This is a genomic window from Stenotrophomonas sp. Steno-C17 (genome assembly GCF_056393165.1).
Map to the genome: position 1 here is coordinate 47,912 of NZ_JBWJPD010000021.1, position 20,771 is coordinate 68,682.

General features: G+C 67.3%; 23 protein-coding genes. 9 read left to right on the forward strand and 14 right to left on the reverse strand.

Going from position 1 to position 20,771, the window contains the following annotated elements; all coding sequences use genetic code 11:
- Positions 1-41 precede the first annotated feature (41 nt).
- The 4 genes from AC06FA_RS16940 to AC06FA_RS16955 all read left to right on the forward strand — a co-directional run bounded on the left by AC06FA_RS16940 (position 42) and on the right by AC06FA_RS16955 (position 4,317).
- Entirely contained in the window at positions 42-1,079 is a 1,038-nt protein-coding gene (locus AC06FA_RS16940) for a type IV pilus twitching motility protein PilT (protein WP_108748780.1), read from the forward strand.
- A gap of 95 nt (positions 1,080-1,174) precedes the next feature.
- Complete coding sequence (locus tag AC06FA_RS16945; protein ID WP_478069310.1) at positions 1,175-2,317, forward strand: PilT/PilU family type 4a pilus ATPase; 1,143 nt, start codon at positions 1,175-1,177, stop codon at positions 2,315-2,317.
- Positions 2,318-2,633: 316 nt separating this feature from the next.
- Entirely contained in the window at positions 2,634-3,230 is a 597-nt protein-coding gene (locus AC06FA_RS16950; protein ID WP_478069311.1) for a hypothetical protein, read from the forward strand.
- 103 nt (positions 3,231-3,333) lie between these two features.
- On the forward strand, positions 3,334-4,317 hold the full coding sequence (locus AC06FA_RS16955; RefSeq protein ID WP_478069312.1) for an aldo/keto reductase: 984 nt from the start codon (positions 3,334-3,336) through the stop codon (positions 4,315-4,317).
- Between the two features lie 43 nt (positions 4,318-4,360).
- On the opposite strand, the gene AC06FA_RS16960 is transcribed toward AC06FA_RS16955, so the two are convergent.
- Positions 4,361-5,260: a LysR family transcriptional regulator gene (locus AC06FA_RS16960; protein WP_478069313.1), complete on the reverse strand. Its 900-nt coding sequence runs from the start codon at positions 5,258-5,260 to the stop codon at positions 4,361-4,363.
- A gap of 337 nt (positions 5,261-5,597) precedes the next feature.
- On the opposite strand from AC06FA_RS16960, the gene AC06FA_RS16965 reads away from it, so the two are divergent.
- Both AC06FA_RS16965 and AC06FA_RS16970 read left to right on the forward strand, forming a co-directional pair.
- Positions 5,598-5,810, forward strand: a complete 213-nt coding sequence (locus AC06FA_RS16965) for a DUF4287 domain-containing protein (RefSeq protein WP_478069314.1) — start codon at positions 5,598-5,600, stop codon at positions 5,808-5,810.
- 327 nt (positions 5,811-6,137) lie between these two features.
- On the forward strand, positions 6,138-6,845 hold the full coding sequence (locus tag AC06FA_RS16970; protein ID WP_312708785.1) for a YitT family protein: 708 nt from the start codon (positions 6,138-6,140) through the stop codon (positions 6,843-6,845).
- A gap of 43 nt (positions 6,846-6,888) precedes the next feature.
- Here AC06FA_RS16970 and AC06FA_RS16975 read toward each other — a convergent pair whose 3' ends face one another.
- Together AC06FA_RS16975 and AC06FA_RS16980 are read right to left on the reverse strand one after the other, a co-directional pair.
- Positions 6,889-7,434, reverse strand: coding sequence for a DNA-3-methyladenine glycosylase I (locus AC06FA_RS16975; RefSeq protein WP_478069315.1), 546 nt, complete (start codon positions 7,432-7,434; stop codon positions 6,889-6,891).
- Positions 7,431-9,215: a DUF4153 domain-containing protein gene (locus tag AC06FA_RS16980; protein WP_478069316.1), complete on the reverse strand. Its 1,785-nt coding sequence runs from the start codon at positions 9,213-9,215 to the stop codon at positions 7,431-7,433. Before AC06FA_RS16980 ends, AC06FA_RS16975 begins: the two co-directional genes overlap by 4 nt.
- Positions 9,216-9,294: 79 nt before the next feature.
- On the opposite strand from AC06FA_RS16980, the gene AC06FA_RS16985 reads away from it, so the two are divergent.
- The 3 genes from AC06FA_RS16985 to AC06FA_RS16995 are packed head-to-tail and all read left to right on the forward strand — an operon-like array spanning position 9,295 to position 11,288.
- Positions 9,295-9,861, forward strand: a complete 567-nt coding sequence (locus AC06FA_RS16985; protein ID WP_478069336.1) for a YqgE/AlgH family protein — start codon at positions 9,295-9,297, stop codon at positions 9,859-9,861.
- Positions 9,854-10,321, forward strand: a complete 468-nt coding sequence (gene ruvX, locus AC06FA_RS16990; RefSeq protein ID WP_478069317.1) for a Holliday junction resolvase RuvX — start codon at positions 9,854-9,856, stop codon at positions 10,319-10,321. Before AC06FA_RS16985 ends, ruvX begins: the two co-directional genes overlap by 8 nt.
- 16 nt (positions 10,322-10,337) lie before the next feature.
- Positions 10,338-11,288 (forward strand): aspartate carbamoyltransferase catalytic subunit, encoded by a 951-nt coding sequence (locus AC06FA_RS16995; protein WP_478069318.1) that lies wholly within the window; start codon positions 10,338-10,340, stop codon positions 11,286-11,288.
- A 181-nt stretch (positions 11,289-11,469) separates the two neighbouring features.
- Here AC06FA_RS16995 and AC06FA_RS17000 read toward each other — a convergent pair whose 3' ends face one another.
- From AC06FA_RS17000 to AC06FA_RS17050, 11 genes are all read right to left on the reverse strand, one after another.
- On the reverse strand, positions 11,470-11,961 hold the full coding sequence (locus tag AC06FA_RS17000) for an REP-associated tyrosine transposase (RefSeq protein WP_478069337.1): 492 nt from the start codon (positions 11,959-11,961) through the stop codon (positions 11,470-11,472).
- 217 nt (positions 11,962-12,178) lie between these two features.
- Positions 12,179-12,919, reverse strand: coding sequence for a tetratricopeptide repeat protein (locus tag AC06FA_RS17005; RefSeq protein ID WP_478069319.1), 741 nt, complete (start codon positions 12,917-12,919; stop codon positions 12,179-12,181).
- A 66-nt stretch (positions 12,920-12,985) separates the two neighbouring features.
- Positions 12,986-13,783: a carboxylesterase family protein gene (locus AC06FA_RS17010; RefSeq protein ID WP_478069320.1), complete on the reverse strand. Its 798-nt coding sequence runs from the start codon at positions 13,781-13,783 to the stop codon at positions 12,986-12,988.
- Positions 13,784-13,853: 70 nt separating this feature from the next.
- A complete protein-coding gene (locus tag AC06FA_RS17015; RefSeq protein WP_312708775.1) occupies positions 13,854-14,120 on the reverse strand; it encodes a hypothetical protein in 267 nt (88 codons plus the stop codon).
- Positions 14,121-14,205: 85 nt separating this feature from the next.
- Positions 14,206-15,567, reverse strand: a complete 1,362-nt coding sequence (gene mgtE / locus AC06FA_RS17020; RefSeq protein ID WP_108748796.1) for a magnesium transporter — start codon at positions 15,565-15,567, stop codon at positions 14,206-14,208.
- Positions 15,568-15,749: 182 nt separating this feature from the next.
- Positions 15,750-17,519, reverse strand: a complete 1,770-nt coding sequence (gene ptsP / locus AC06FA_RS17025) for a phosphoenolpyruvate--protein phosphotransferase (RefSeq protein WP_478069321.1) — start codon at positions 17,517-17,519, stop codon at positions 15,750-15,752.
- A 2-nt stretch (positions 17,520-17,521) separates the two neighbouring features.
- Complete coding sequence (locus tag AC06FA_RS17030; RefSeq protein ID WP_108748798.1) at positions 17,522-17,791, reverse strand: HPr family phosphocarrier protein; 270 nt, start codon at positions 17,789-17,791, stop codon at positions 17,522-17,524.
- Complete coding sequence (locus AC06FA_RS17035; protein WP_312708773.1) at positions 17,784-18,176, reverse strand: PTS sugar transporter subunit IIA; 393 nt, start codon at positions 18,174-18,176, stop codon at positions 17,784-17,786. The genes AC06FA_RS17030 and AC06FA_RS17035 overlap by 8 nt, the downstream gene beginning before the upstream one ends.
- Before the next feature lie 284 nt (positions 18,177-18,460).
- On the reverse strand, positions 18,461-19,345 hold the full coding sequence (gene rapZ, locus AC06FA_RS17040; RefSeq protein WP_478069322.1) for an RNase adapter RapZ: 885 nt from the start codon (positions 19,343-19,345) through the stop codon (positions 18,461-18,463).
- Positions 19,346-19,367: 22 nt separating this feature from the next.
- Positions 19,368-20,318 carry an HPr(Ser) kinase/phosphatase gene (gene hprK / locus AC06FA_RS17045; RefSeq protein ID WP_312708770.1) on the reverse strand — a complete coding sequence of 317 codons (951 nt, stop codon included), beginning with the start codon at positions 20,316-20,318 and terminating at the stop codon, positions 19,368-19,370.
- Positions 20,315-20,767: a PTS sugar transporter subunit IIA gene (locus AC06FA_RS17050; protein ID WP_478069323.1), complete on the reverse strand. Its 453-nt coding sequence runs from the start codon at positions 20,765-20,767 to the stop codon at positions 20,315-20,317. The genes hprK and AC06FA_RS17050 overlap by 4 nt, the downstream gene beginning before the upstream one ends.
- Positions 20,768-20,771 lie beyond the last annotated feature (4 nt).

Consider the following 20,771-nt stretch of genomic DNA (forward strand, 5'->3'; position numbering starts at 1 on the left):
AGATCCTTCCAGTCGCAGCCGTTATTGGGGAGTAGCCGCTCATGGATATCGCCGAACTGTTGGCGTTTTCCGTAAAGAACAAAGCGTCCGACCTGCACCTGTCCGCAGGCCTGCCGCCGATGATCCGCGTGGACGGCGATGTTCGCCGGATCAACATTCCCGCCCTGGACCACAAGCAGGTCCACGCGCTGGTGTACGACATCATGTCCGACAAGCAGCGCCGCGATTACGAGGAATTCCTCGAAGTGGATTTCTCCTTCGAGATTCCCTCGCTGGCGCGCTTCCGTGTCAATGCCTTCAACCAGAACCGTGGTGCCGGTGCGGTGTTCCGTACCATTCCCTCGGAAGTGCTGACCCTGGAAGACCTGGCCTGCCCGCCGCTGTTCCGCGAAGTGATCCAGCAGCCGCAGGGCCTGATCCTGGTGACCGGCCCGACCGGTTCGGGCAAGTCGACCACGCTGGCGGCGATGATCGACCACATCAACAAGAACGAGTACGGCCACATCCTCACCGTCGAGGATCCGATCGAATTCGTGCACACCTCGCAGAAGTGCCTGATCAACCAGCGCGAAGTGCACCGTGATACGCACGGCTTCAACGAAGCACTGCGCTCGGCGCTGCGTGAAGATCCGGACATCATCCTGGTGGGCGAACTTCGCGACCTGGAAACCATCCGCCTGGCGCTGACCGCTGCGGAAACCGGCCACCTGGTGTTCGGCACGCTGCACACCAGTTCGGCGGCCAAGACCATCGACCGAATCATCGACGTGTTCCCGGCCGGCGAAAAGCCGATGGTGCGCTCGATGCTGTCCGAGTCGCTGCGTGCGGTCATTTCGCAGGCGCTGCTGAAGAAGGTGGGCGGTGGCCGTACCGCTGCGTGGGAAATCATGGTCGGCACCCCGGCCATCCGCAACCTGATCCGCGAGGACAAGGTGGCGCAGATGTATTCGGCCATCCAGACCGGCCAGCAGTACGGCATGATGACCCTGGACCAGCATCTGCAGGACCTGGTCAAGCGCAGCCTGATCACCCGCAACCAGGCGCGCGAGTACGCCAAGGACAAGCGTCTGTTCGAGTAAGGACGGCTTCGGCACGGCGGCCCGCACATGCGTGGCCGCCGCGCTGACGTTCCGCCATCGACCGATCTCTGGCACATGCCCATTGGGAGCCCGCCATGAACAGCACCGCCAGCACCATCGACTTCACCTCGTTCCTCAAGCTGATGGCGCATCAGCGCGCCTCCGACCTGTTCATCACCGCGGGCATGCCGCCGGCGATCAAGGTGAACGGCAAGATCTCGCCCATCACCCAGACACCACTGACCCCGCAGCAGAGCCGCGACCTGGTGCTGAACGTGATGACCCCGGCGCAGCGCGAGGAGTTCGAAAAGACCCACGAATGCAACTTCGCCATCGGCCTGGCCGGGGTGGGGCGCTTCCGTGTGAGCTGCTTCTACCAGCGCAACCAGGTGGGCATGGTGCTGCGTCGCATCGAGACGCGCATTCCCACCGTGGAAGAACTGAGCCTGCCGCCGATCATCAAGACGCTGGCGATGACCAAGCGCGGCATCATCCTGTTCGTCGGCGCCACCGGTACCGGTAAATCCACCTCGCTGGCAGCGATGATCGGTTACCGCAACCAGAACTCGACCGGCCACATCATCACCATCGAAGACCCGATCGAATTCGTGCACAAGCACGAAGGCTGCATCATCACCCAGCGCGAAGTGGGCATCGATACCGACAGCTGGGAAGCGGCCCTGAAGAACACCCTGCGCCAGGCGCCGGACGTGATCATGATCGGCGAGGTGCGCACGCGCGAGGGCATGGACCACGCCATTGCCTTCGCCGAAACCGGCCACCTGGTGCTGTGCACGCTGCACGCCAACAACGCCAACCAGGCGATGGACCGCATCATCAACTTCTTCCCGGAAGACCGCCGCAACCAGTTGCTGATGGATCTTTCGCTGAACCTGAAGGGCGTGGTCGCGCAGCAGCTGGTGCCGTCGCCGGACGGTCGTTCGCGCAAGGTCGCCATGGAAATCCTGCTGGGCACGCCGCTGGTGCAGGACTACATCCGCGAGGGCGAGATCCACAAGCTGAAGGAACTGATGAAGGAATCGGTCCAGCTGGGCATGAAGACCTTCGATCAGAGCCTGTTCGAGCTGTACCAGGCCGGCGAGATCAGTTACGAGGATGCGCTGCGCTACGCCGATTCGCAGAACGAAGTGCGCCTGCGCATCAAGCTCAGCCAGGGCGGCGACGCACGCACGCTGTCGCAGGGTCTGGATGGTGTGGAGATTTCCGAGGTGCGCTGATCGCCCGTGCGTAGAGTCGAGCTTGCTCGACTGATTTTCCGCGCAGTCGAGCAAGCTCGACTCTACCAGGGCGGGCAGTCGAGCAAGCTCGGCTCTACCAGGGCGGGCAGTCGAGCAAGCTCGACTCTACCAGGGCGGGCAGTCGAGCAAGCTCGACTCTACCAGGGCGGGCAGTCGAGCAAGCTCGACTCTACCAAGGTGGGTAGTCGAGCAAGCTCGACTCTACCGGGGGGTTCTGCGATAGTCGCGCCGTCACCGCGTTCGCGGGACAGGGGGAGCCGGCACCGCGCCGGCGCGACAGACAACAGGTTTGCATATGGAACTGCACGACCCGTACCGTGCGCCGGCGGCTGCGCCTGCGCGCCCGCCGGTGCTGCCGGCGGCTGCGCCGATGCCGCCGGCCAGCCGGCCCGCGTCCACCGCGGCGGTCTACTATTCGCCGCCCACCATGAAGATCGTCGCACTGTCCCTGTCCACCCTGGGCGTGTACCCGATGTACTGGTTCTGGCGGAACTGGCAGGCGATCAAACGCGAGAGCGAGGGCGAACAATGGCCCTGGGCACGCGCGCTGTTTTCGCCGATCTGGGCCTACTTCTGCTTCCGCGATCTGCAGGCCGTGGCCGAGAACCGGCGGCGCATCCTGGCGTTCACACCGGGCATGCTGACGGTGTTCTACATCCTGCTGTGCCTGGTCGGCCACGTACGCGGCGGGGTGGGGCTGCTCTCGGTGCTGGCGTTCATGCCGTTGCTGCCGATCAACAGCCTGCTGCGCCGCTACCACCAGGACGAACGGGTGGACATGCAGCAGATGGACCGTTTCGGTGGCTGGCATATCCTGCTGCTGATCGTCGGCGGCAGCGTGCTGCTGCTGGCCCTCGCGTTCGGGGTGCTGCTGGCCGGCCGTCGGTTCTGATACCGATTGATGAATTCCAATCATGACCGACTGCCATCCAGGCCGTTCCATCCGGCGGCCTGACGGGCGTATCGTCGTCGCTCCCCCTTTCAGGAACACGACGATGCAGACACGTGAACTCGGCCGCAGCGGCTTGAAGGTTTCCGCGCTGGGCTTGGGCTGCATGGGCCTGAGCCACAGCTACGGCCCGCCGGTGGCGCAGGATCAGGGCATCGCCCTGCTGCACGCGGCGGTCGAGCGCGGCGTCACCTTCTTCGACACCGCCGAAGTGTATGGCCCGTACACCAACGAAGAACTGGTCGGCCAGGCGCTGGCGCCGTACCGCGACCAGCTGGTGATCGCCACCAAGTTCGGCTTCAAGCAGGCCCGCACCGATACCGGCCTGGACAGCCGTCCGGAGAACATCCGCGCGGTGGCCGAAGCCAGCCTGAAGCGCCTGCGCACCGATCGCATCGACCTGTTCTACCAGCACCGCGTGGACCCGAACGTGCCGATCGAGGACGTGGCCGGCACCGTGGGCGAATTGATTGCCGAAGGCAAGGTGCTGCACTTCGGCCTGTCCGAAGCCAGCGCGGCCACCGTGCGCCGTGCGCATGCGGTGCAGCCGGTGGCGGCGGTGCAGAGCGAGTACTCGCTGTGGTGGCGTGAGCCTGAGCGCGAACTGCTGCCCACGCTGCAGGAACTGGGCATCGGCTTCGTGCCGTTCAGCCCGCTTGGCCGTGGTTTCCTGACCGGTGCGATCACCGCCGACACCACCTTCGCCGAGAACGACTTCCGCAACACCGTGCCGCGTTTCGAAGTGGAAGCGCGCCGCGCCAACCAGGCGCTGGTGGACCGCATCAGCACCCTGGCCGCGGCACGTGGCGCGACGCCGGCGCAGGTGGCGCTGGCCTGGCTGATGGCGCAGGCGCCGTGGATCGTGCCGATTCCAGGCACCACCAAGGTGCATCGTCTGGAAGAAAACCTGGCCGCTGCGGCGCTGCAGTTGTCGCCGCAGGAACTGCAGCACATTGCCCAGGTGCTGGACGAAGTGGCGATCGTCGGCGAGCGCTACAACGCGCAGCGCGCGGCGCAGGCCAAAGGCTGAACGAAGCAGGGTGCGGGCCTCGGCTCGCACCCTGTCTCCTGCATCAAGCGGCCATCGGCCCCCGCAACGCGTCCAGTACGGTGCGCATGGCGACGCTGACGTGGCGGCGTGACGGGTAATAGGCGTAGTAGCCGTCGAACGTGGGGCACCAGTCGTCCAGCGTCGACTGCAGGCGCCCATCGTCCAGCATGGCCTGCACCTGGTCTTCGGGCAGCCAGGCCAGGCCGCTGCCGGCCAGGGCCGCGGTGCGGGTCATGCCCATGGTGTTGAAGGTCCATTGCCCGGCGACACGCACGCTGAGCTCGCCGCCGTCGCGGCCGAAATCCCAGGGCATCAGCCCGCCGTGGGTGGGCAGGCGCAGGGTGATGCAGTTGTGCGCGGCCAGATCGTGGGGATGCACCGGGGCCACGTGCTGGCGGAAGTAGGCCGGTGCGCCGACCACGCGCATGCGCAGCGGTGGGCTGATCGGCACCGCCACCATGTCGCGGGCAAGGCGTTCACCCAGCCGGATGCCGATGTCGTAGCGTTCGGCCACGATGTCGGCCAGGCCGTAATCGGTGGTCAGTTCCACGTTCAGGTCCGGGTGCTGCTGCAGCAGCGGCGCCAGCCGTGGCCAGGCCAGGTATTCGGCGGCGTGGCCGGTGGCGTTGATGCGGATGGTGCCGGCCGGGCGCTCGCGGTACTGGGCCAGCGCGGCCAGTTCCTCCTCGATTTCCGCCAGTCGCGGGGCCAGTGACTGCAGCAGGCGCGCACCGGCTTCGGTGGTGGACACGCTGCGGGTGGTGCGGGTCAGCAGGCGCACGCCCAGGCGTGCTTCCAGCCCGCGCATGGCATGGCTCAGGGCCGACTGGGATACGCCCAGCTGTGCGGCGGCGCGGGTGAAGCTGCCCTCGCGGGCGACGTGGACGAAGGCCTGCAGGTCATTGAGGTTTTCACGGGGCATGGGGGGATGATACGGCCGGGCTGCGCCCGGCACCTGCCGAATCAACGTCAACGTCAACAGCGCCAGCAACGGCAAAAGCGGGTTCCGTGCGGGAGGCGGGGTGGCTCAGGTTGCGGGGGACGGCGCAAGTACGTCCATGTAGCCTCGGTCGCGCCATCCATGGCGCTCACGCCCCCGCAACCTGAGCCACCCCGCCTTCGACAGTTTGCTGCGATCTGTCGGGCCAGGCGGGGTCGGATCCCGTTGCTGCGCAACGGGCTCCGACCCCTTGGTCGTGGGGGTGTCGATTTGTGGGGCTGTGGTTCGTCGAATGAGAGACGTTCAACAGGAGCTGCACATGCGCACTGACACCACACCGAAAGGCCCGGCCTCGTATTTCCCTTCCATCGAAAAAACCTACGGCCAGCCGGTGGCGCACTGGCTGGGCCTGCTGGCCAAGCAGCCGGGGCTGAAGCACATGGAACTGGTCAGCTACCTGAAGGCCGAGCACGGTCTGGGCCACGGCCACGCCAACGCCCTGGTCGCCCACCATCTCAAAGCCGCGCGCTGACCCCCGCTCCCGAGCGAAGCGACCCGCTCCTGCTTTTTCTTTTTTCTTTTCACGTGGCTGGACGGCACACGGAACCTGTCAGAGGCCGGGCGGGGTGGGGCCGCGGGGGTGTCCGCGGCATGGATGCCGCGGCCAAGCCCCCAGGGAAGGGTTTACGGCGTCCCCCGCGGCCCCATCCCGCCCGGCCAAGCGCGGCTGTTGCTTTCGGCAGCCGACCAACCACGAGGGGCTGCGCCGTTCGCCGGCCACCCAACTGAATCGATTTCATCTGCAACTGTCATCGGGATCGTGTCTAATACGCGTCCCCACTGCAGCACCCCACACCCCATGTCCCTGCATTCCCATGGCCCCGCGCCGTGCGACGACGCTGACGGCCACCTGGTCACCGCCGGTCCGCTGACCCCGCCGCCCGACAGCGCCGGCACCCCAGCCGACGACAAAGCACTTCGCCATTCCGTGGCCGAAGACGTGCAGGGCATGGTGCTGGCCATGCTGGTGGCCTCGCTGGGCCTGGCCATCTTCGCCAAGGGCGGGTTGATGATCGGCGGCATGGCCGGCATGGCCTTCCTGCTGCACTACGCCATGGGCTGGAACTTCGGCCTGGTGTTCGTGCTGGTGAACCTGCCGTTCTACTGGGTGGCGGTGCGCCGCATGGGCTGGGAATTCACCCTGAAGACCTTCGCTGCGGTCACCGCCTGTGGCGTGCTGACCGACATCCTGCCGCGCTGGGCCGATTTCTCGCACATGGCGCCGCTGTATTCGGCGCTGGTGGGCGGCGCGCTGTCGGGGCTGGGCATCCTGTTCTTCATCCGCCACCGGGCCAGCCTGGGCGGCATCGGCATTTTGGCGGTGTACCTGCAGCGCACCCGTGGCTGGAGTGCGGGCAAGGTGCAGATGTCCTTCGACGCCTGCCTGATGGTGGCCGCGTTCTTCGTACTGTCGCCGTCGAAGGTGATGTACTCGGCCATCGGCGCGGTGGTGCTCAGCCTGGTGCTGATGTTCAACCACCGCCCCGGTCGGTACATGGGCGTCTGATCGCACCGAGGGCGTCCGCCGGGCCATGCCCGGCAGATCCGTATCAGCGGCCAGCCGCCTGCAGCCATGGCGGGGACAGCTTCAACAGCCGCGCATGCACCGGGCAATCCTCGGCGTGCGCGCCGGGCAGGTAGCCCAGGCTCATCAGGAATTCGCCGGTGATCTCGCCGCCGGTGAAGCGGAAGGTCTTCTTGAACAGCTTCACCCAGTCGGCCTTGCTGCGCGGGTGGTGCGCATCCAGCCAGGCGACGAAGCTGCCATGCTGCGCGCGCAGCTGCTGGATCACCTGCGCGTTGTGGATCGCGGCCAGCACTTTCAGCCGGTTGCGGATGATGCCGGTGTCCGACAGCAGGCGTTCGATGTCCTGCTCGGCGTAGGCTGCCACGCGGTCCACGTCGAAGCCATCGTAGGCCGCACGGAAGCCCTCGCGCTTCTTCAGGATGGTTTCCCAGCTCAGGCCGGCCTGGTTGATTTCCAGCACCAGGCGCTCGAACAGTTCGCGTTCCTCGCGCTGCGGAAAGCCGTATTCATGGGCGTGGTAGTAATCGTGCACCGGATGGCCCGGGGCGATGCGGCAGTATCCGCTCATTTGCTGCGCCTTTCACCGAAGTCGTTGTTGTAATCCAGGGTGCTCGCCCGGTCATCCAGCAGGAACTCCGGCCAGCGGCTCTCGCGCGTCTGCAGGCGACCTTCGCGCAGCGCCTGGGTGGTGGCCTGCGCATCGGCGGTGCCGAACCGGAACTGTCCCACACTGCGCCATTTCCCCTGGTCGAGGGTGTGCAGATCGCACTCCGGGCCCCAGGCCTTGCGGATCTGGCACAGCAGTACGTCCGGCTGGCCGTCGCCGTCCAGATCGCGCTGCAGGGCGATGCAGCCGTCATCGCTGGACAGGCACTTGGTGCTGTCCAGGTCATCCATCACCGCCTGCCACCAGCTGTCCGGTGGCGATGCGCTGCCCTTGGCCAGGTGGATGCGGGCCTTCAGCGTCGGCAGATCGTACACGCCGGCCTCCGCCAGGTTCTCCTGGCGATAGCCCTGCATCTTCTTGCCACTCAGTTGCTGGGCAATGATGCTGGACGCGCGGCGGTCGGCCTGGATGGCGGGGTCCTGCTGCAGCCTGCGCAGCACCTCCACACCCCGGCGCCCGGTGTGTTCGCGCAGGTAGCTGACATCGCGCACCACCAGTTGCGCGGGGTTGCTGCGCAGCCGCTCGGCCACACTGGCCGCGGACAGGCGCGCCGGGTCCAGCACGGGGGAATTGCCCAGTACGGCCACGGCGATCACCGCCCAGCTCATCACCCGGTTCACCGGTTCCACGCCCTGCAGCCAGCGCTGCCCGGGCCGGACCACGGCCAGCGCATAGCCCAGCGCGTAGCCGGCGGTGATCAGTGCAGCGGCCGTTGCCCAGAAACGATCGATGGTCCAGCCGTACTGGCCGATCCGCAGTGCCAGCGCGTACAACGCCAGTCCGGCGTAGATCGGCAGCGTCAGCAGGCCGGCTTCCACCGCGCGCCGCAGCAGGCGCGGGTAGGGCGGTTCACTGTCGCTGCGCTGGTAGACCGCATTCACCAGGCAGATCAGCAGCAGGGCCAGGGTCAGCAGTTCCTTGGCCGGCGAGCGGTAGCCCGCGCCGCTCATCAGCCCGGTGAAGGGCAGCGACACGACGAACAGCACGGCGATGAACGCCAGCAAGGGCAGCAACGCGCGGCAGATCGCGAACAGCACCTGGCGGGTGATCTGGATGGCGCGGTGCTGGGTGCGCCCGATCAGCACACCGAACCCGGCCAGGGTGCCGGTGGCCAGCGCCACGAAGGCGTGCTCGGCGAACAGCAGCTGGAAGAAGGTCACCTGCACCAGGGTGAACAGGGCGGCCCACAACCACAGCAGCATCCAGCCCAGGCCGGTGAACACCGCCGCCTGCAGCAGCACCAGCCCGTTCTGCCAGGCACGGTCGAACAGGGCGGCGTGGTCGGCGCGCCAGGAACCGTGCTGCATGCGGAACTGCCACCACGGCAGCAGCACGAAGGTCGCCACCGCCAGCCCCAGTGCCAGGGGTTCACTTTGCGCGGACGTCCAGGGCCCTTCCATGCCACGCACGGTCCAGCCCACCCAGCCGACCAGCGTCACCACCAGCAGCGATGCCAGCGCCGCATGCAGCCACAGCCGGCGATCCTTCAGGTCGACCAGGGTCAGCGCGACGGCGGTGGGCACGGTCAGCACCCACGCATACCAGGCGAAGCGGCAGGCGGGATCCTGGAAAATCGCGGTGTCGTGCAGTTCCTGCGCGGCGTACAGCGCCAGACCCTGCAGCAGGGCGATCAATACGATCATGCTGCGCGTCGGCCACGCCAGTGGTGCGTCCTGTTGCATGGGGTTTCCTCCTTGGATGCGGCCATCCTAGCCCATGCCTTCGCGCCCGCGTGCGGCCCCAGCAGGTAGAATGACCGCCATGCCTGTAACGCCTACTTCCCTTGCCGATCACCTGCTCGTCGCGCTGCCGTCGCTGACCGACGCCACCTTCGCCCGTACCGTCGCCCTGATCTGCCAGCACGACGAGAACGGCGCCATGGGCGTGCTGGTCAACCAGCCGTCGGAATACACGCTGGGCGAGGTGCTGGCGCAGATGGACATTGCCACCGGCGACGGCGAACTGCAGGCGCGCATGGTGCTCAACGGCGGGCCGGTGCACCCTGAACGCGGCTTCGTGATCCACGACGATGCCCGTGAATGGGATTCCAGCCTGGCGGTGGGCAAGGGGCTGTTCCTGACCACCTCGCGCGACATCCTGGAAGCCATGGCCCGCGGCGAAGGCCCGGCCAATGCGCTGGTCACCCTGGGCTGCGCCGGCTGGGGGGCGGGCCAGCTGGAAAGCGAGCTGGCCGAAAACAGCTGGCTGACCGTGCCGGCCGATGCCGAGGTGGTGTTCCAGCTGCCGCTGGAGCAGCGCTGGCAGGGCGCGGCGTCGCGCATCGGCGTGGACCTGTTCCGCCTGACCGACTACAGCGGCCATGTCTGAGCCGGCCCTGATCCGTCGCGACGGTACCGTGCTCGGCTTCGATGTCGGCTCGCGGCGGATCGGCGTTGCCATCGGCAGCGCGTTCGCCGCGCATGCCCGTGCGGTGGCCGTGGTGGATGTGCACGGCAACGGCCCCGACTGGGCCGCCGTGGAGCGCCTGATCAAGGAATGGAAGCCGGACGGCCTGGTGGTGGGCGATCCGCTCACCCTGGAAGGCCAGGACCAACCCAACCGCAAGCGCGCGCAGGGCTTCGCCCGCCAGCTGCGGGAACGTTTCAAGCTGCCGGTGGTGATGATCGACGAGCGTTCCAGCTCGGTCGAAGCCGCCCGCCGTTTCGCCGTCGAGCGCGCCGAAGGGCGCAAGCGCCGCCGTGATGCGGCCGCGCTGGATGCCGTGGCCGCGGCGGTGATCATCGACCGCTGGCTGTCGTCCCCCGACGACGCCATCCCCATTCCCTGACTGCACGACGCCCGCCATGACCGCCCAGCAACTTGATGCCTCCGGCCGCCTGCGCCACCTGTTGACCCTTGAAGGCCTTCCCCGCGAAACCCTGGTGCAGCTGCTCGACCGCGCGGGCCAGATACGCGATGCGGCCGTTGGCCGGGTCGGCAACAAGCGGCAGGTGCTGGCCGGTTCGGCGGTGTGCACGCTGTTCTTCGAACCGTCCACCCGCACCCGCAGTTCGTTCCAGCTGGCCGCCCAGCGCCTCGGCGCCGACGTGCTGAACTTCGATGCCTCCACCTCTTCCACGCGCAAGGGCGAGACCGCCTGCGACACGTTGAAGAACCTGGAAGCGATGGGCGTGCGCGGCTTCGTGGTACGCCACCCCGATGATGGTGCGGTGGCGGCACTGGCCGCCGCGGCCGGCGAGGGCACCGCACTGGTGAATGCCGGCGACGGCCGCAGCTCGCACCCGACCCAGGGCCTGCTGGACATGCTGACCCTGCGCCAGGCCAAGGGCCCGGACTTTTCCAAGCTGAAGGTGGTGATCGTCGGCGACGTGAAGCATTCGCGCGTGGCCCGCACCGACCTGCATGCGCTGCGCACGCTGGGCGTGGGCGAGATCCGCGTGTGCGGCCCGCAGTCGCTGCTGCCCGACGATGAGACCCTGAAGGGCTGCGTGGTCGGCGATGACTTCGATGCCATGCTGGAAGGCGCCGATGCGCTGATGATGCTGCGCCTGCAGCGCGAGCGCATGGAAGAAGGCCTGGTGCCGTCGCTGGAGCAGTATCACGCCCAGTACGGCCTGAACGCCGCGCGCCTGGCCCGCGCCGGCAAGGACGCCGCGGTGCTGCACCCGGGCCCGATCAACCGTGGCGTGGAAGTGACCGACGACGTCGCCGACGGCCCGCAGTCGTGGGTGCTGCGCCAGGTCGCCAACGGCGTGGCCGTGCGCATGGCCGTGCTGGAAACCCTGCTGGGTTGATAGCGGTTCTGGTGTGTGCCGACCGTTGGTCGGCACACACCGCTCCGGTAGGTGCCAACCTTGGTTGGCACGCACAGCGCCCTGGTAGGTGCCAACCTTGGTTGGCACGCACAGCGCTCTGGTAGGTGCCAACCTTGGTTGGCACACACAGCGCTCTGGTAGGTGCCAACCTTGGTTGGCACTATTCGTCAGTGCCACTGGATCCCACGCAACCACCTGGCGATTCCAGCTCCCATTCGCACCACGCGTGTCGATAGTGCCCGACCTGTACCGCCAACCCCGCCCTGATCGGGTTATCCATCAGATACATCGCATGCCGGTACAGCGATTCATCTGATCGAATCGCGTGATCGTGATAGCCGCCCTGCCAGAAACGCCCGATTCGCCCTGAAGATCGATTCACCTGTTGTGCCGTGCGCGACTTGAAACGCTTCATTACCGTTTCAAGTGTTCCTGCGCGCAGTTCGACCAGCCAATGAATGTGGTCGGGCATGACCACGTAGGCAATGGAACGGGTGAAGCCTTCCTGATCGACGCGCTGGAATTCGCGGATCGCCAGCTCTGCAGCAGCATCGCTGGCAAGCAACGGGGCGCGGCCATGCACAACGGTGGTGAGGATGTAGCGGAGGCCGATGCTGGAATGACGGCCGAGCAGAAGTCGAGGGCTGTTCATGGAGGCAAGCATGGGCGGGCCTGCCTGCGGTGAACATCGGGGAATGACTTTGTCTTGGGTAAGTGCGTGCCAACCAAGGTTGGCACCTACCAAACGGCCGTGCCAACCAAGGTTGGCACCTACCAAACGGCCGTGCCAACCAAGGTTGGCACCTACCAAACGGCCGTGTCAACGAAGGTTGGCACCTGCCAGGCGCTGTGCCTGGCACGGTTGGTTTCTATCGGGCTTCCATGGCGTCGATGTAGGCCAGCTCATTGAGCGACTTCGGGTCGTTCGGCTGGATTTCCAGCACGCGCTGGAAGATGGCGCGGGCCTTCTTCAGTTCTCCCAGTTCAATCAGAGTGAAGCCGATTCCGCGCATTGCCACCGGGCGGCTGCTGGCCGAGACGCTGTCGCGATCGATCAGGGCCAGTGCGCGCTCATAGAAGCCCAGTGCATCCTTCGGGCGGCCCAGCTGCACCAGGGCGATGCCCATCTCGTTGAAGCTCTCCGGATCGAGTGGGGCCAGCGCGATGGCTTCCTCCAGCACCACCACGGCGTCCTGCGGGCGGCGTTGTTCCACCCGGATGTAGGCCAACTGCTGAAGCGCCGATGCACAGGCGATGTCCAACCATTCGGTGGGCGTACCGTCAGCGTGTTCGGCCAGATACTGCTCGTATTGCTGGCGTGTACTGAAGGCAAGGGCGCGCCGGCCGGGCGTGTCGCGTTGCGCGCGACAGTATGTCAGCGGTGCCTGCAGTTGCTGCTCGGCCGCCTTCATATCGCCGCTGCGGGTGATGCGCGTGGCGGTGGTGACGTCCTCGCGCAGATGGTGGCCCAGGCCACTGTCGACACCGACCCGGGTCGGCTGCATTGTGACCAGCTGGAAGTCCGGCGCCGCGTCCTTCGCCTGCTCCTGCGCCTGTGCATTACCCGCCAGCAGCACACACAGCGCCGCCTGCAGCATCCTTGCGTTCATCGTCCCATCCCCTGGTGCGCCGCCATCGGCGCCGAACGCGCAGCCTAGCAGGCGGTGGCGCGGCCGTCAGCGCTTCTGCGCGAACAGCCAGGCCCACATGGCGGGGTCGGCATAGGTGGCGTCCCAGGCGTTGTGGTTGCCGTCGGGGTACTCGGTGTAGCGCACGTCGCGCGCGCCGGCCGCCTGGAAGGCGGCATGCAGTCTGCGGTCGTCCGCCGGCGGCACCACATCGTCCAGCGCACCGTGGAAGATCCAGATCGGGGTGCGCTGCAGGCGCTGGGCGATGGCCGCGTAGGGGTCGGCTTCGTGCGCGACCTGTTCGACGAACAGGGTCGGGCGCACCGCGCGCGGGGCTAGCACGGCGCCGCACACCGGCACGATCGCGGCGAAGCGCTGCGGGTCGTTCAGCGCGATGTTCCAGCTGCCGTAGCCGCCCATCGACATGCCGGTGAGGTACTGGCGCGCCGGATCGGCGCCGAACTCGGCCACGGTCGCATCCAGCGCAGCGATGGCGACGCGGTTGTTGTGGCCGCTCCACTCCTCATCGCCAGGCACCTGCGGGAACACGGCCAGCGCCGGGAAATCGGCCGCGTGGCGGCGCAGATGCGGGCCCAGCCCGGCGTGGGTCGGTTTCACCCCGTCGCCGCCGCGTTCGCCCGAGCCATGCAGGAACAGCACCACCGGCAGCGGGCCGGCGGCACGTGCGCGTTCGGCAGGAATGAACACCTGGTAGTAGGCCGTCTGCCCGTCCACCTTCACCGCGCGGGATTCGAAGTGGCCACGCGCGCTGTCGGGCGTGCTGGCGCAGCCGGCCAGCATCAGTACGGCCAGCAGCGGCAGCCAGCGCAGGAACGGACGGACCATGACATTTCCCCGAGGGTTGGAAGCGTTTTCATGGTAATCGGCCGCCCAGCGCCGGGCATCGTGCAGCGCATCACTGCGGGCGCGGGGCGCTGGCGATGATGGCCAGCTGCTCCTGTGCTTCGGCATTGCCGGCTGCGGCCGCGGCCTGGACCTGCGCCAGGTCGGGGTGCAGCACCACCAGCAACGGGTTTTCGCACACCGGGCAGTCGTACTCGGTAGCGTCTTCGTCCAGTTCCATCACCATCGCGCGCGAGCTGCCTTTCCATTCGCACGCCGCGCAGGTGTGCATCTGTTCGCGCCAGCCGGGCTGGAAGTAGTTGTCGATCGTGGTGGCCATGGGCTTCCGGGAAAAAAGGACAGGCGGGGAGGACGCGGCAAGGGGTCACAGCCCTGCTGCGCAGGGATCTGACCCCGTGTGGCGGTCAGTGCAGCAGGATGAGGGTGGCCAGGCCGAGGAAGCTGAAGAAGCCCATCACGTCGGTCACTGCGGTCACCACCACGGTACCGGCCACGGCCGGGTCGACGTTCATGCGCTTGAGCAGCAGCGGCAGCAGCACCCCGGCCAGGGCGGCGGCCAGGAAGTTGATGATCAACGCCAGGGTGATCACCAGCGACAACAGCAGGCTGTGGAACCACAGGAAGGCGATGACGCCCACCAGCAGGCCGATCAGGGTGCCGTTGATCAACGCAACGCGCGCTTCCTTCCACAGCAGGATGCGGGCGTTGCTCTGGCCCACCTGGCCCAGCGCGATGCCGCGCACCATCAGCGTCAGCACCTGCACGGCGGCATTGCCGCCCACGCCGGCCACGATCGGCATCAGCACGGCCAGTGCCACGACCTTCTGCAGGGTCAGTTCGAACTGGCCGATGACACTGGCGGCCAGGAAGGCGGTGCACAGGTTGATGCCCAGCCAGACCACGCGGCCGCGCACGGCACGCTTGATCGGCGAGAACAGATCCTCTTCCTCGTCCAGACCGGCGGCGCCCAGCGCCTGGTGCTCGGCCTGCGAACGGATGATGTCCACCACGTCATCGATGGTGATGCGGCCGAGCAGGATGTTGTTGTCGTCCACCACCGGCGCAGACACCCAGTCATGGTCGGAGAACTGCCGCGCCACTTCCTGGTCGCTTTCGCCAACATCGATGGCCGGCTGCTCGTCATCGATCAGGCGGTTGATCGGCGTGGTGTCTTCGTGGGTGACCAGTGCGGCCAGCGATACGCGGCCCAGGTACTGGTGGCGGCGGCTGACCACGAACAGATGGTCGGTGTGGTCGGGCAGCTCGCCGCGCAGACGCAGGTAACGCAGCACCACGTCCACGTTGACGTCGGCGCGCACGGTCACCACGTCCGGGTTCATCAGGCGGCCGGCGCTGTCCTCGGGATAGGACAGCACCTGTTCCAGCCGCTCGCGGTTCTCGCGGTCCATCGACTTGAGGACTTCGTCGATGACCGTATCGGGCAGATCCTCGACCAGGTCGGCCAGATCGTCGATATCCAGGTCTTCGACCGCGGCGATGATTTCGTCCGGGTCCATGTCCGCGAGCAGGCTCTCGCGCACTTCCTCACCGACGTGGACCAGCACCTCGCCGTCGTCTTCCGGGTCGACCAGGCCCCACACCACCTCGCGCTTGCCCGGCGGCAGCGATTCCAGCAGGTTGCCGATCTCGGCCGGCGCCAGGGTGTTGACCAGGCGGCGCACCGGGCCCAGTCGACCACTGTCCAGTGCATCGGACAACAGCCGCAGCTGGCGCGCAGTCTTGTCGTGGCGTACAGCCTCAGCCATCGCAGCTCCCGCGGAAAGAGAAAAGCCGCGATCCAGGCAAGGATGCGGCAACAGGGGTGTTCAGCGCGTCATTATCGCAAGCCGATGTTGCAACGCATAGCCGCCGGGCATGGCCAGGCGCTACCGGGGACGCATTGTGGTGGTAGCGCCGGGCCGCGCCCGGCGAGCGCGTAGCGCGGCAGTCAGGGTGTCTCGGCCACCAGCGCCAGCCAGCGCTCGATGCCGCGGCGGTCGCGCGCGGCCAGCAGTTTCGGTGCGCGTGCGCGCAGCGCCGCCAGATCGCTTTCGCGCACGGCACGGCGGACTTCCAGCAGAGTGCCGGGGTGCAGGCTGAATTCGGTCAGGCCCAAGGCCAGCAGCAGCGGGGTCATCCGCGCATCACCGGCGATCTCGCCGCAGACGGCTACCGGAATGCGGTGGCGCGCGCCGGTGTCGATCACCAGCTGCAGCAGGCGTACCACCGCCGGGTGCAGCGGCGAATACAACTCGCCCAGCGCTTCGTTGTTGCGGTCGGCAGCCAGCAGGTACTGCACCAGATCGTTGGTGCCGATCGACAGGAAATCCACCAGGTCGATGAAGCTTTCCAGTGCCAGTGCGGCGGCGGGGACTTCGATCATCGCGCCCAGCGGCACATGGTCGGCCACCGCATGGCCTTCGGCGCGCAGCTGTTCGGCCAGCTTCAGCAGGCGCCGGCGCACCGCCAGCAGTTCCTCGCGGGTGCTGACCATGGGCACCAGCACGCGCAGCTTGCCGTAGGCCGAGGCGCGCAGGATCGCGCGCAGCTGCGTGTCGGACACCTTCGGCCGCGCCAGCGACAGGCGCACGCCGCGCAGGCCCAGCGCCGGGTTGTCTTCATTGCTCAGGGTCAGGCCGGTGCGGTCGGCCTTGTCCGCGCCCAGGTCCAGGGTGCGGATGGTGACCGGACGTCCGCTCATGCCCAGTGCGGCATCGCGGTAGGTCTGGAACTGTTCTTCCTCGTCGGGCAGTTCGTTGCGCTGCAGGAACAGGAATTCGGTGCGGTACAGGCCCAGCCCCTGCGCACCCAGCGCATGTGCCTGGGTCACGTCTTCCAGCGATTCGGCGTTGGCCAGCAGGGCGATATCGACCTGGTCGCGGGTGCGGCTGGGCTTGCTGCGCAGGCGGCCCAGTTCGCGCTGTTCGCGCGCGTGTTCCTTCAGCCGCACGCGGTAGTCGCGCAGGTTGTCGGCCTGCGGGTTCACGGTGATGCTGCCGTCTGCGCCGTCGATGATCAGCACATCGCCGTCGGCCACCCGGCCCAGCACCTGCGGCACGTTCACGACCAGCGGCAGGTGCAGGCTGCGGGCCAGGATCGCACTGTGTGACAGTGCGCTGCCGGCGGCGGTGACGATGCCGACCACGCCCTGGGCCTGCAGCTGGGCCAGCTCGGACGGTGCGATGTTGTCGCAGACCAGGATTTCCCCGGCCAGGCCCTTCACCACCGGCGCGCGGTCGGGTTGCAGGAAGGCATGGATGCGGCCGATCACATGGTCCAGATCGTCCATGCGGCTCTTCAGATAGGCATCGTCCATGCCATCGAAGACCTTGGCCAGGCGGTCGCGTTGCAGGCGCAGCGCGTAGCCGGCGCTGTAGGGGCCGCTGCGGATCAGTTCGTCCAGGCCGAACAGCAGTTCCGGGTCATCCAGCAGCAGGGCGTGCAGGTCCAGGAATTCGCCCACTTCCTGGTTCAGCGCGCCGTGCAGACGCTGGCGCAGGTCGTGCATCTCGGTGCGCGCCGCTTCCACCGCGCGGTGCAGGCGGGCCAGCTCGGCCGGCACCTGCTGCGGGGCGACGCGCTGTTCGGCGATTTCCAGCGCATGCGGCAGGCGCACGCGGGCGCGCCCCAGAGCGGTACCGCGCGCGGCGCCGTGGCCGGACAGCAGCTGCACCGGCCGTTGGCCGGAAGGCAGTTGCCCGGCACGTGCGCGCGGCACGCTCAGCTGTCCTCGTCGAAGCGGCGCTCGAACAGATCGACCACCGCGTCCATCGCAGCCGCCTCGTCCTCGCCGGTGATGCGGATGGTGACCGGCGTGCCCTGGCCGGCGGCCAGCAGCATCACGCCCATGATGCTCTTGGCGTTGATCTCACGGCCCTTGGCGGCCATGGTCACGTTGCAGCGGAAGGGCGCCAGGGTCTGCACCAGCTTGGCGGTGGCCCGGGCATGCAGGCCCAGGCGGTTGCTGACTGTGAGTTCTCGTTCAAGCATCGTCGACTATCGCTCCATTGCGGGTGCCCGCCGCCGCAGTGGCGGGCAGTTGATCCAGTGCCTGTTCCGGATAATTCATCACCCGCAGCAACATCGGCAGGCTCAGCGCCGACACCCGGCGAACCGGGGTTCCCAGCCGGGCCAGCTGCCCGGCAAGGTTGGCAGGGCTGGCGCCGTACAGGTCGGTCAGGATCAGCACGCCTTCGCCCCCATCGACCCGGCGCAGGGCAGCCGAGGCGAGCGGAAGAAGGGCATCCAGGTCTGCGTCGAACGGTACTTCGAAAGCTTCGGTCTTCAGCGGCAGCTGCCGCAGGAGCCGGGTCGCCACATCAAGCAGGGCGGTCCCGATTCCAGGGTGTGTTACGAGGAGAATGCCACAGGTCATTACTGCACGTTAACAGGTCAGGGTGAACACGCGATAGCAGCAGCAGAGGGGCACTGTGTCCCGTATTCAGTGTTGCCGGGGGTCGGATCCCTTTTCCACGGGAAAAGGGCTCCGACCCCATCGTGTCGACCAAGGTCGACACCTACCAACAGCGCACGACGTGTCGACCAAGGTTGACACCTACCAACAGCGCACGACGTGTCGACCAAGGTTGACACCTACCAACAGCGCACGACGTGTCGACCAAGGTCGACACCTACCAACGGTACAGGGGCCCGTCCTCGTCAATCCTGTTCGCGGTGGTAGGTGGCCACGTCGTCCCAGCCCATTTCGCGGGCGTGCCGGGCCATGCGCTCGGCCAGGTAGACCGAACGATGCTTGCCGCCGGTACAGCCGAACGCCACGGTCACGTAGCTGCGCGTGCCGTCGCCCAGCTTCGGCAGCCAGGTATCCAGGAAGTCCATCAGCTGGGCCAGGTAGCGCTGCACGTCCGGCTGTGCCTCCAGGTAATCGCGCACGCCCGGTTCGCGGCCACTCAGCGCGCGCAGGTCCGGGTCCCAGTGCGGGTTGGGCAGTACCCGGGCGTCGAACACGAAGTCGGCCTCGGCCGGCACGCCGCGCTTGTAGGCGAACGATTCGAACAGCAGCGACAGGCGCGTGGCATGGCCCAGGGCGAATTCGGTGATGATGCGGCGGCGCAGCTGGTGCACGTTCAAGGCGCTGGTGTCGACCACGGCATCGGCTTCATGGCGCAGCGGCGCCACCAGTTCGCGCTCGCGGGCGATCGCTTCGGGCAGCGACAGGCCCAGCTGGCTGAGCGGATGCCGGCGGCGCGTGTCGGCATAGCGCTTGAGCATGGTTTCGTCGCTGGCCTCGAAGAACAGCACCTTCACCTGCACGCCGGCGTCGGTGGCCTGCTGGCGCCAGTCCGACAGCTGGCTCAGGTCGCTCTGGCCGCGCACGTCGATGCCGACCGCCAGCCGCCGCGGCGCGGCGCCGTCATGGTTGTCCAGCACGCTGCGCACGAAATCCGGCAGCAGCCGGATCGGCAGGTTGTCCGAACAGTAGTAGTCCTGGTCCTCGAAGGTCTTCAGGGCGACGGATTTACCCGAGCCGGACAGGCCGCTGACGATGATCAGGGTCGGGGCGGTGGGGGTGGCGGTGCTCATGGACAGGCTCTTTGCAGTGGGCTCAGGGTGTTCGCCGTTCCAGCAGGTTGCTGTGGCGGGCAATGAACATCGCCGCCGGGTCGATACCCTTGGTACGTAGAATGTGCAGCCGGGTGGCCGCCTCGGTCAGCACCGACAGGTTGCGGCCGGGCATCACCGGCAGGGTGATCAGCGGCACGTCCAGGTCCAGTACATGGCGGGTGCCGGAATCGCCGGTCAGGCGCTCGTAGCCATGCGGCGTGGGCTCGGTCATCGGTTTGGTCAGGTGCACGATCAGGCGAAGGTACTTGTTCTTCTTTACCGCCGTATCACCAAACATCTCGCGCACGTTCAGCACGCCCAGGCCGCGCACTTCCAGCAGGTCCTGCAGCAGTTCCGGGCAGGTGCCATCGAGCACGTCCGGGGCGATCTGGGTGAATTCGGGGGCATCGTCGGCCACCAGCCGGTGCCCGCGGCTGAGCAGTTCCAGCGCCAGTTCGCTCTTGCCCGATCCCGCTTCGCCGGTGATCAGCACACCGATCGAATAGATTTCCATGAACACGCCGTGCAGGATCACCCGCGGCGCCAGCGTGCGCGCCAGGTGGTAGGACAGGTGGTTCAGCAGTTCGTGGCCGCGCTTGGGCGATACCCACAGCGGGGTGCCCGATTCGTCGGCCGCCGCGCGCAGGTCTTCCGGGCAGGGCTGGTTGCGGGTGATGACCAGCGCCAGCGGGTGCGAATGCATGATCTTTTCGATCGTTTCCCAGCGCTGCCGCGATTCCAGCGCGTCCAGCCAGGACAGCTCCTCCGAGCCGAGGATCTGCACCTTGTTCGGGTAGATCGCATTGAGATAGCCGGCCAGCGAGGGGCGCCGGGACACCGTGTTGCCGGCCTCCAGTTCGCGCTTCTCGCCGGACTGGCCGGCAACCCAGCGCAGCCCCAGCCGCTCGCGCTGCTGGTCGAACAGTTCACGGGCGGTGATGCTGGTGTTCATGCGGCGCTCGCCGAAGGGGAAAGGTCCAGGGCCTGGCGCAGGCTGCGTGCATCGCCGGCGTCGCGCAGGGCCTGGCGGATGGCCGGTGAGGAGAACAGTTCGGCCAGCTCGGACAGCAGCATCAGGTGCTGGTGGGTGTAGTGGGCGGGCACGGCCATGGCGAACACCAGGTCCACCGGGGCGTCGCCGCCGAAATCGATGGGGGTGGCCAGCCGCAGCAGGGCACCACGCGGCCGGTCCAGCGCAGGGGCACGCCCATGCGGAATGGCGATGCCCTCGCCGATGCAGGTACTGCCCAGCGCTTCGCGCTGGCACAGGTTCTGGTAGATCTGCTCGGCGTTGGCCTGGCGGCAGGCCAGCAGGCCGGCGGCGGTCTGCAGGACGCTGTCGCGGTCGGTGGCCGTGCAGAGCTGGGTCTGCACGGCCGCCAGGAGGTCAGTCAGGGGCATGTCT

Excerpts from the sequence above, each read along its gene's own strand:
- AC06FA_RS16940 (WP_108748780.1), top strand. The coding sequence starts at position 42 with ATGGATATCGCCGAACTGTTGGCGTTTTCCGTAAAGAACAAAGCGTCC.
- AC06FA_RS16945 (WP_478069310.1), top strand. The coding sequence starts at position 1,175 with ATGAACAGCACCGCCAGCACCATCGACTTCACCTCGTTCCTCAAGCTG.
- AC06FA_RS16950 (WP_478069311.1), top strand. The coding sequence starts at position 2,634 with ATGGAACTGCACGACCCGTACCGTGCGCCGGCGGCTGCGCCTGCGCGC.
- AC06FA_RS16955 (WP_478069312.1), top strand. The coding sequence starts at position 3,334 with ATGCAGACACGTGAACTCGGCCGCAGCGGCTTGAAGGTTTCCGCGCTG.
- AC06FA_RS16960 (WP_478069313.1), bottom strand. The coding sequence starts at position 5,260 with ATGCCCCGTGAAAACCTCAATGACCTGCAGGCCTTCGTCCACGTCGCC.
- AC06FA_RS16965 (WP_478069314.1), top strand. The coding sequence starts at position 5,598 with ATGCGCACTGACACCACACCGAAAGGCCCGGCCTCGTATTTCCCTTCC.
- AC06FA_RS16970 (WP_312708785.1), top strand. The coding sequence starts at position 6,138 with ATGTCCCTGCATTCCCATGGCCCCGCGCCGTGCGACGACGCTGACGGC.
- AC06FA_RS16975 (WP_478069315.1), bottom strand. The coding sequence starts at position 7,434 with ATGAGCGGATACTGCCGCATCGCCCCGGGCCATCCGGTGCACGATTAC.
- AC06FA_RS16980 (WP_478069316.1), bottom strand. The coding sequence starts at position 9,215 with ATGCAACAGGACGCACCACTGGCGTGGCCGACGCGCAGCATGATCGTA.
- AC06FA_RS16985 (WP_478069336.1), top strand. The coding sequence starts at position 9,295 with ATGCCTGTAACGCCTACTTCCCTTGCCGATCACCTGCTCGTCGCGCTG.
- ruvX (WP_478069317.1), top strand. The coding sequence starts at position 9,854 with ATGTCTGAGCCGGCCCTGATCCGTCGCGACGGTACCGTGCTCGGCTTC.
- AC06FA_RS16995 (WP_478069318.1), top strand. The coding sequence starts at position 10,338 with ATGACCGCCCAGCAACTTGATGCCTCCGGCCGCCTGCGCCACCTGTTG.
- AC06FA_RS17000 (WP_478069337.1), bottom strand. The coding sequence starts at position 11,961 with ATGAACAGCCCTCGACTTCTGCTCGGCCGTCATTCCAGCATCGGCCTC.
- AC06FA_RS17005 (WP_478069319.1), bottom strand. The coding sequence starts at position 12,919 with ATGAACGCAAGGATGCTGCAGGCGGCGCTGTGTGTGCTGCTGGCGGGT.
- AC06FA_RS17010 (WP_478069320.1), bottom strand. The coding sequence starts at position 13,783 with ATGGTCCGTCCGTTCCTGCGCTGGCTGCCGCTGCTGGCCGTACTGATG.
- AC06FA_RS17015 (WP_312708775.1), bottom strand. The coding sequence starts at position 14,120 with ATGGCCACCACGATCGACAACTACTTCCAGCCCGGCTGGCGCGAACAG.
- mgtE (WP_108748796.1), bottom strand. The coding sequence starts at position 15,567 with ATGGCTGAGGCTGTACGCCACGACAAGACTGCGCGCCAGCTGCGGCTG.
- AC06FA_RS17030 (WP_108748798.1), bottom strand. The coding sequence starts at position 17,791 with ATGCTTGAACGAGAACTCACAGTCAGCAACCGCCTGGGCCTGCATGCC.
- AC06FA_RS17035 (WP_312708773.1), bottom strand. The coding sequence starts at position 18,176 with ATGACCTGTGGCATTCTCCTCGTAACACACCCTGGAATCGGGACCGCC.
- rapZ (WP_478069322.1), bottom strand. The coding sequence starts at position 19,345 with ATGAGCACCGCCACCCCCACCGCCCCGACCCTGATCATCGTCAGCGGC.
- hprK (WP_312708770.1), bottom strand. The coding sequence starts at position 20,318 with ATGAACACCAGCATCACCGCCCGTGAACTGTTCGACCAGCAGCGCGAG.
- AC06FA_RS17050 (WP_478069323.1), bottom strand. The coding sequence starts at position 20,767 with ATGCCCCTGACTGACCTCCTGGCGGCCGTGCAGACCCAGCTCTGCACG.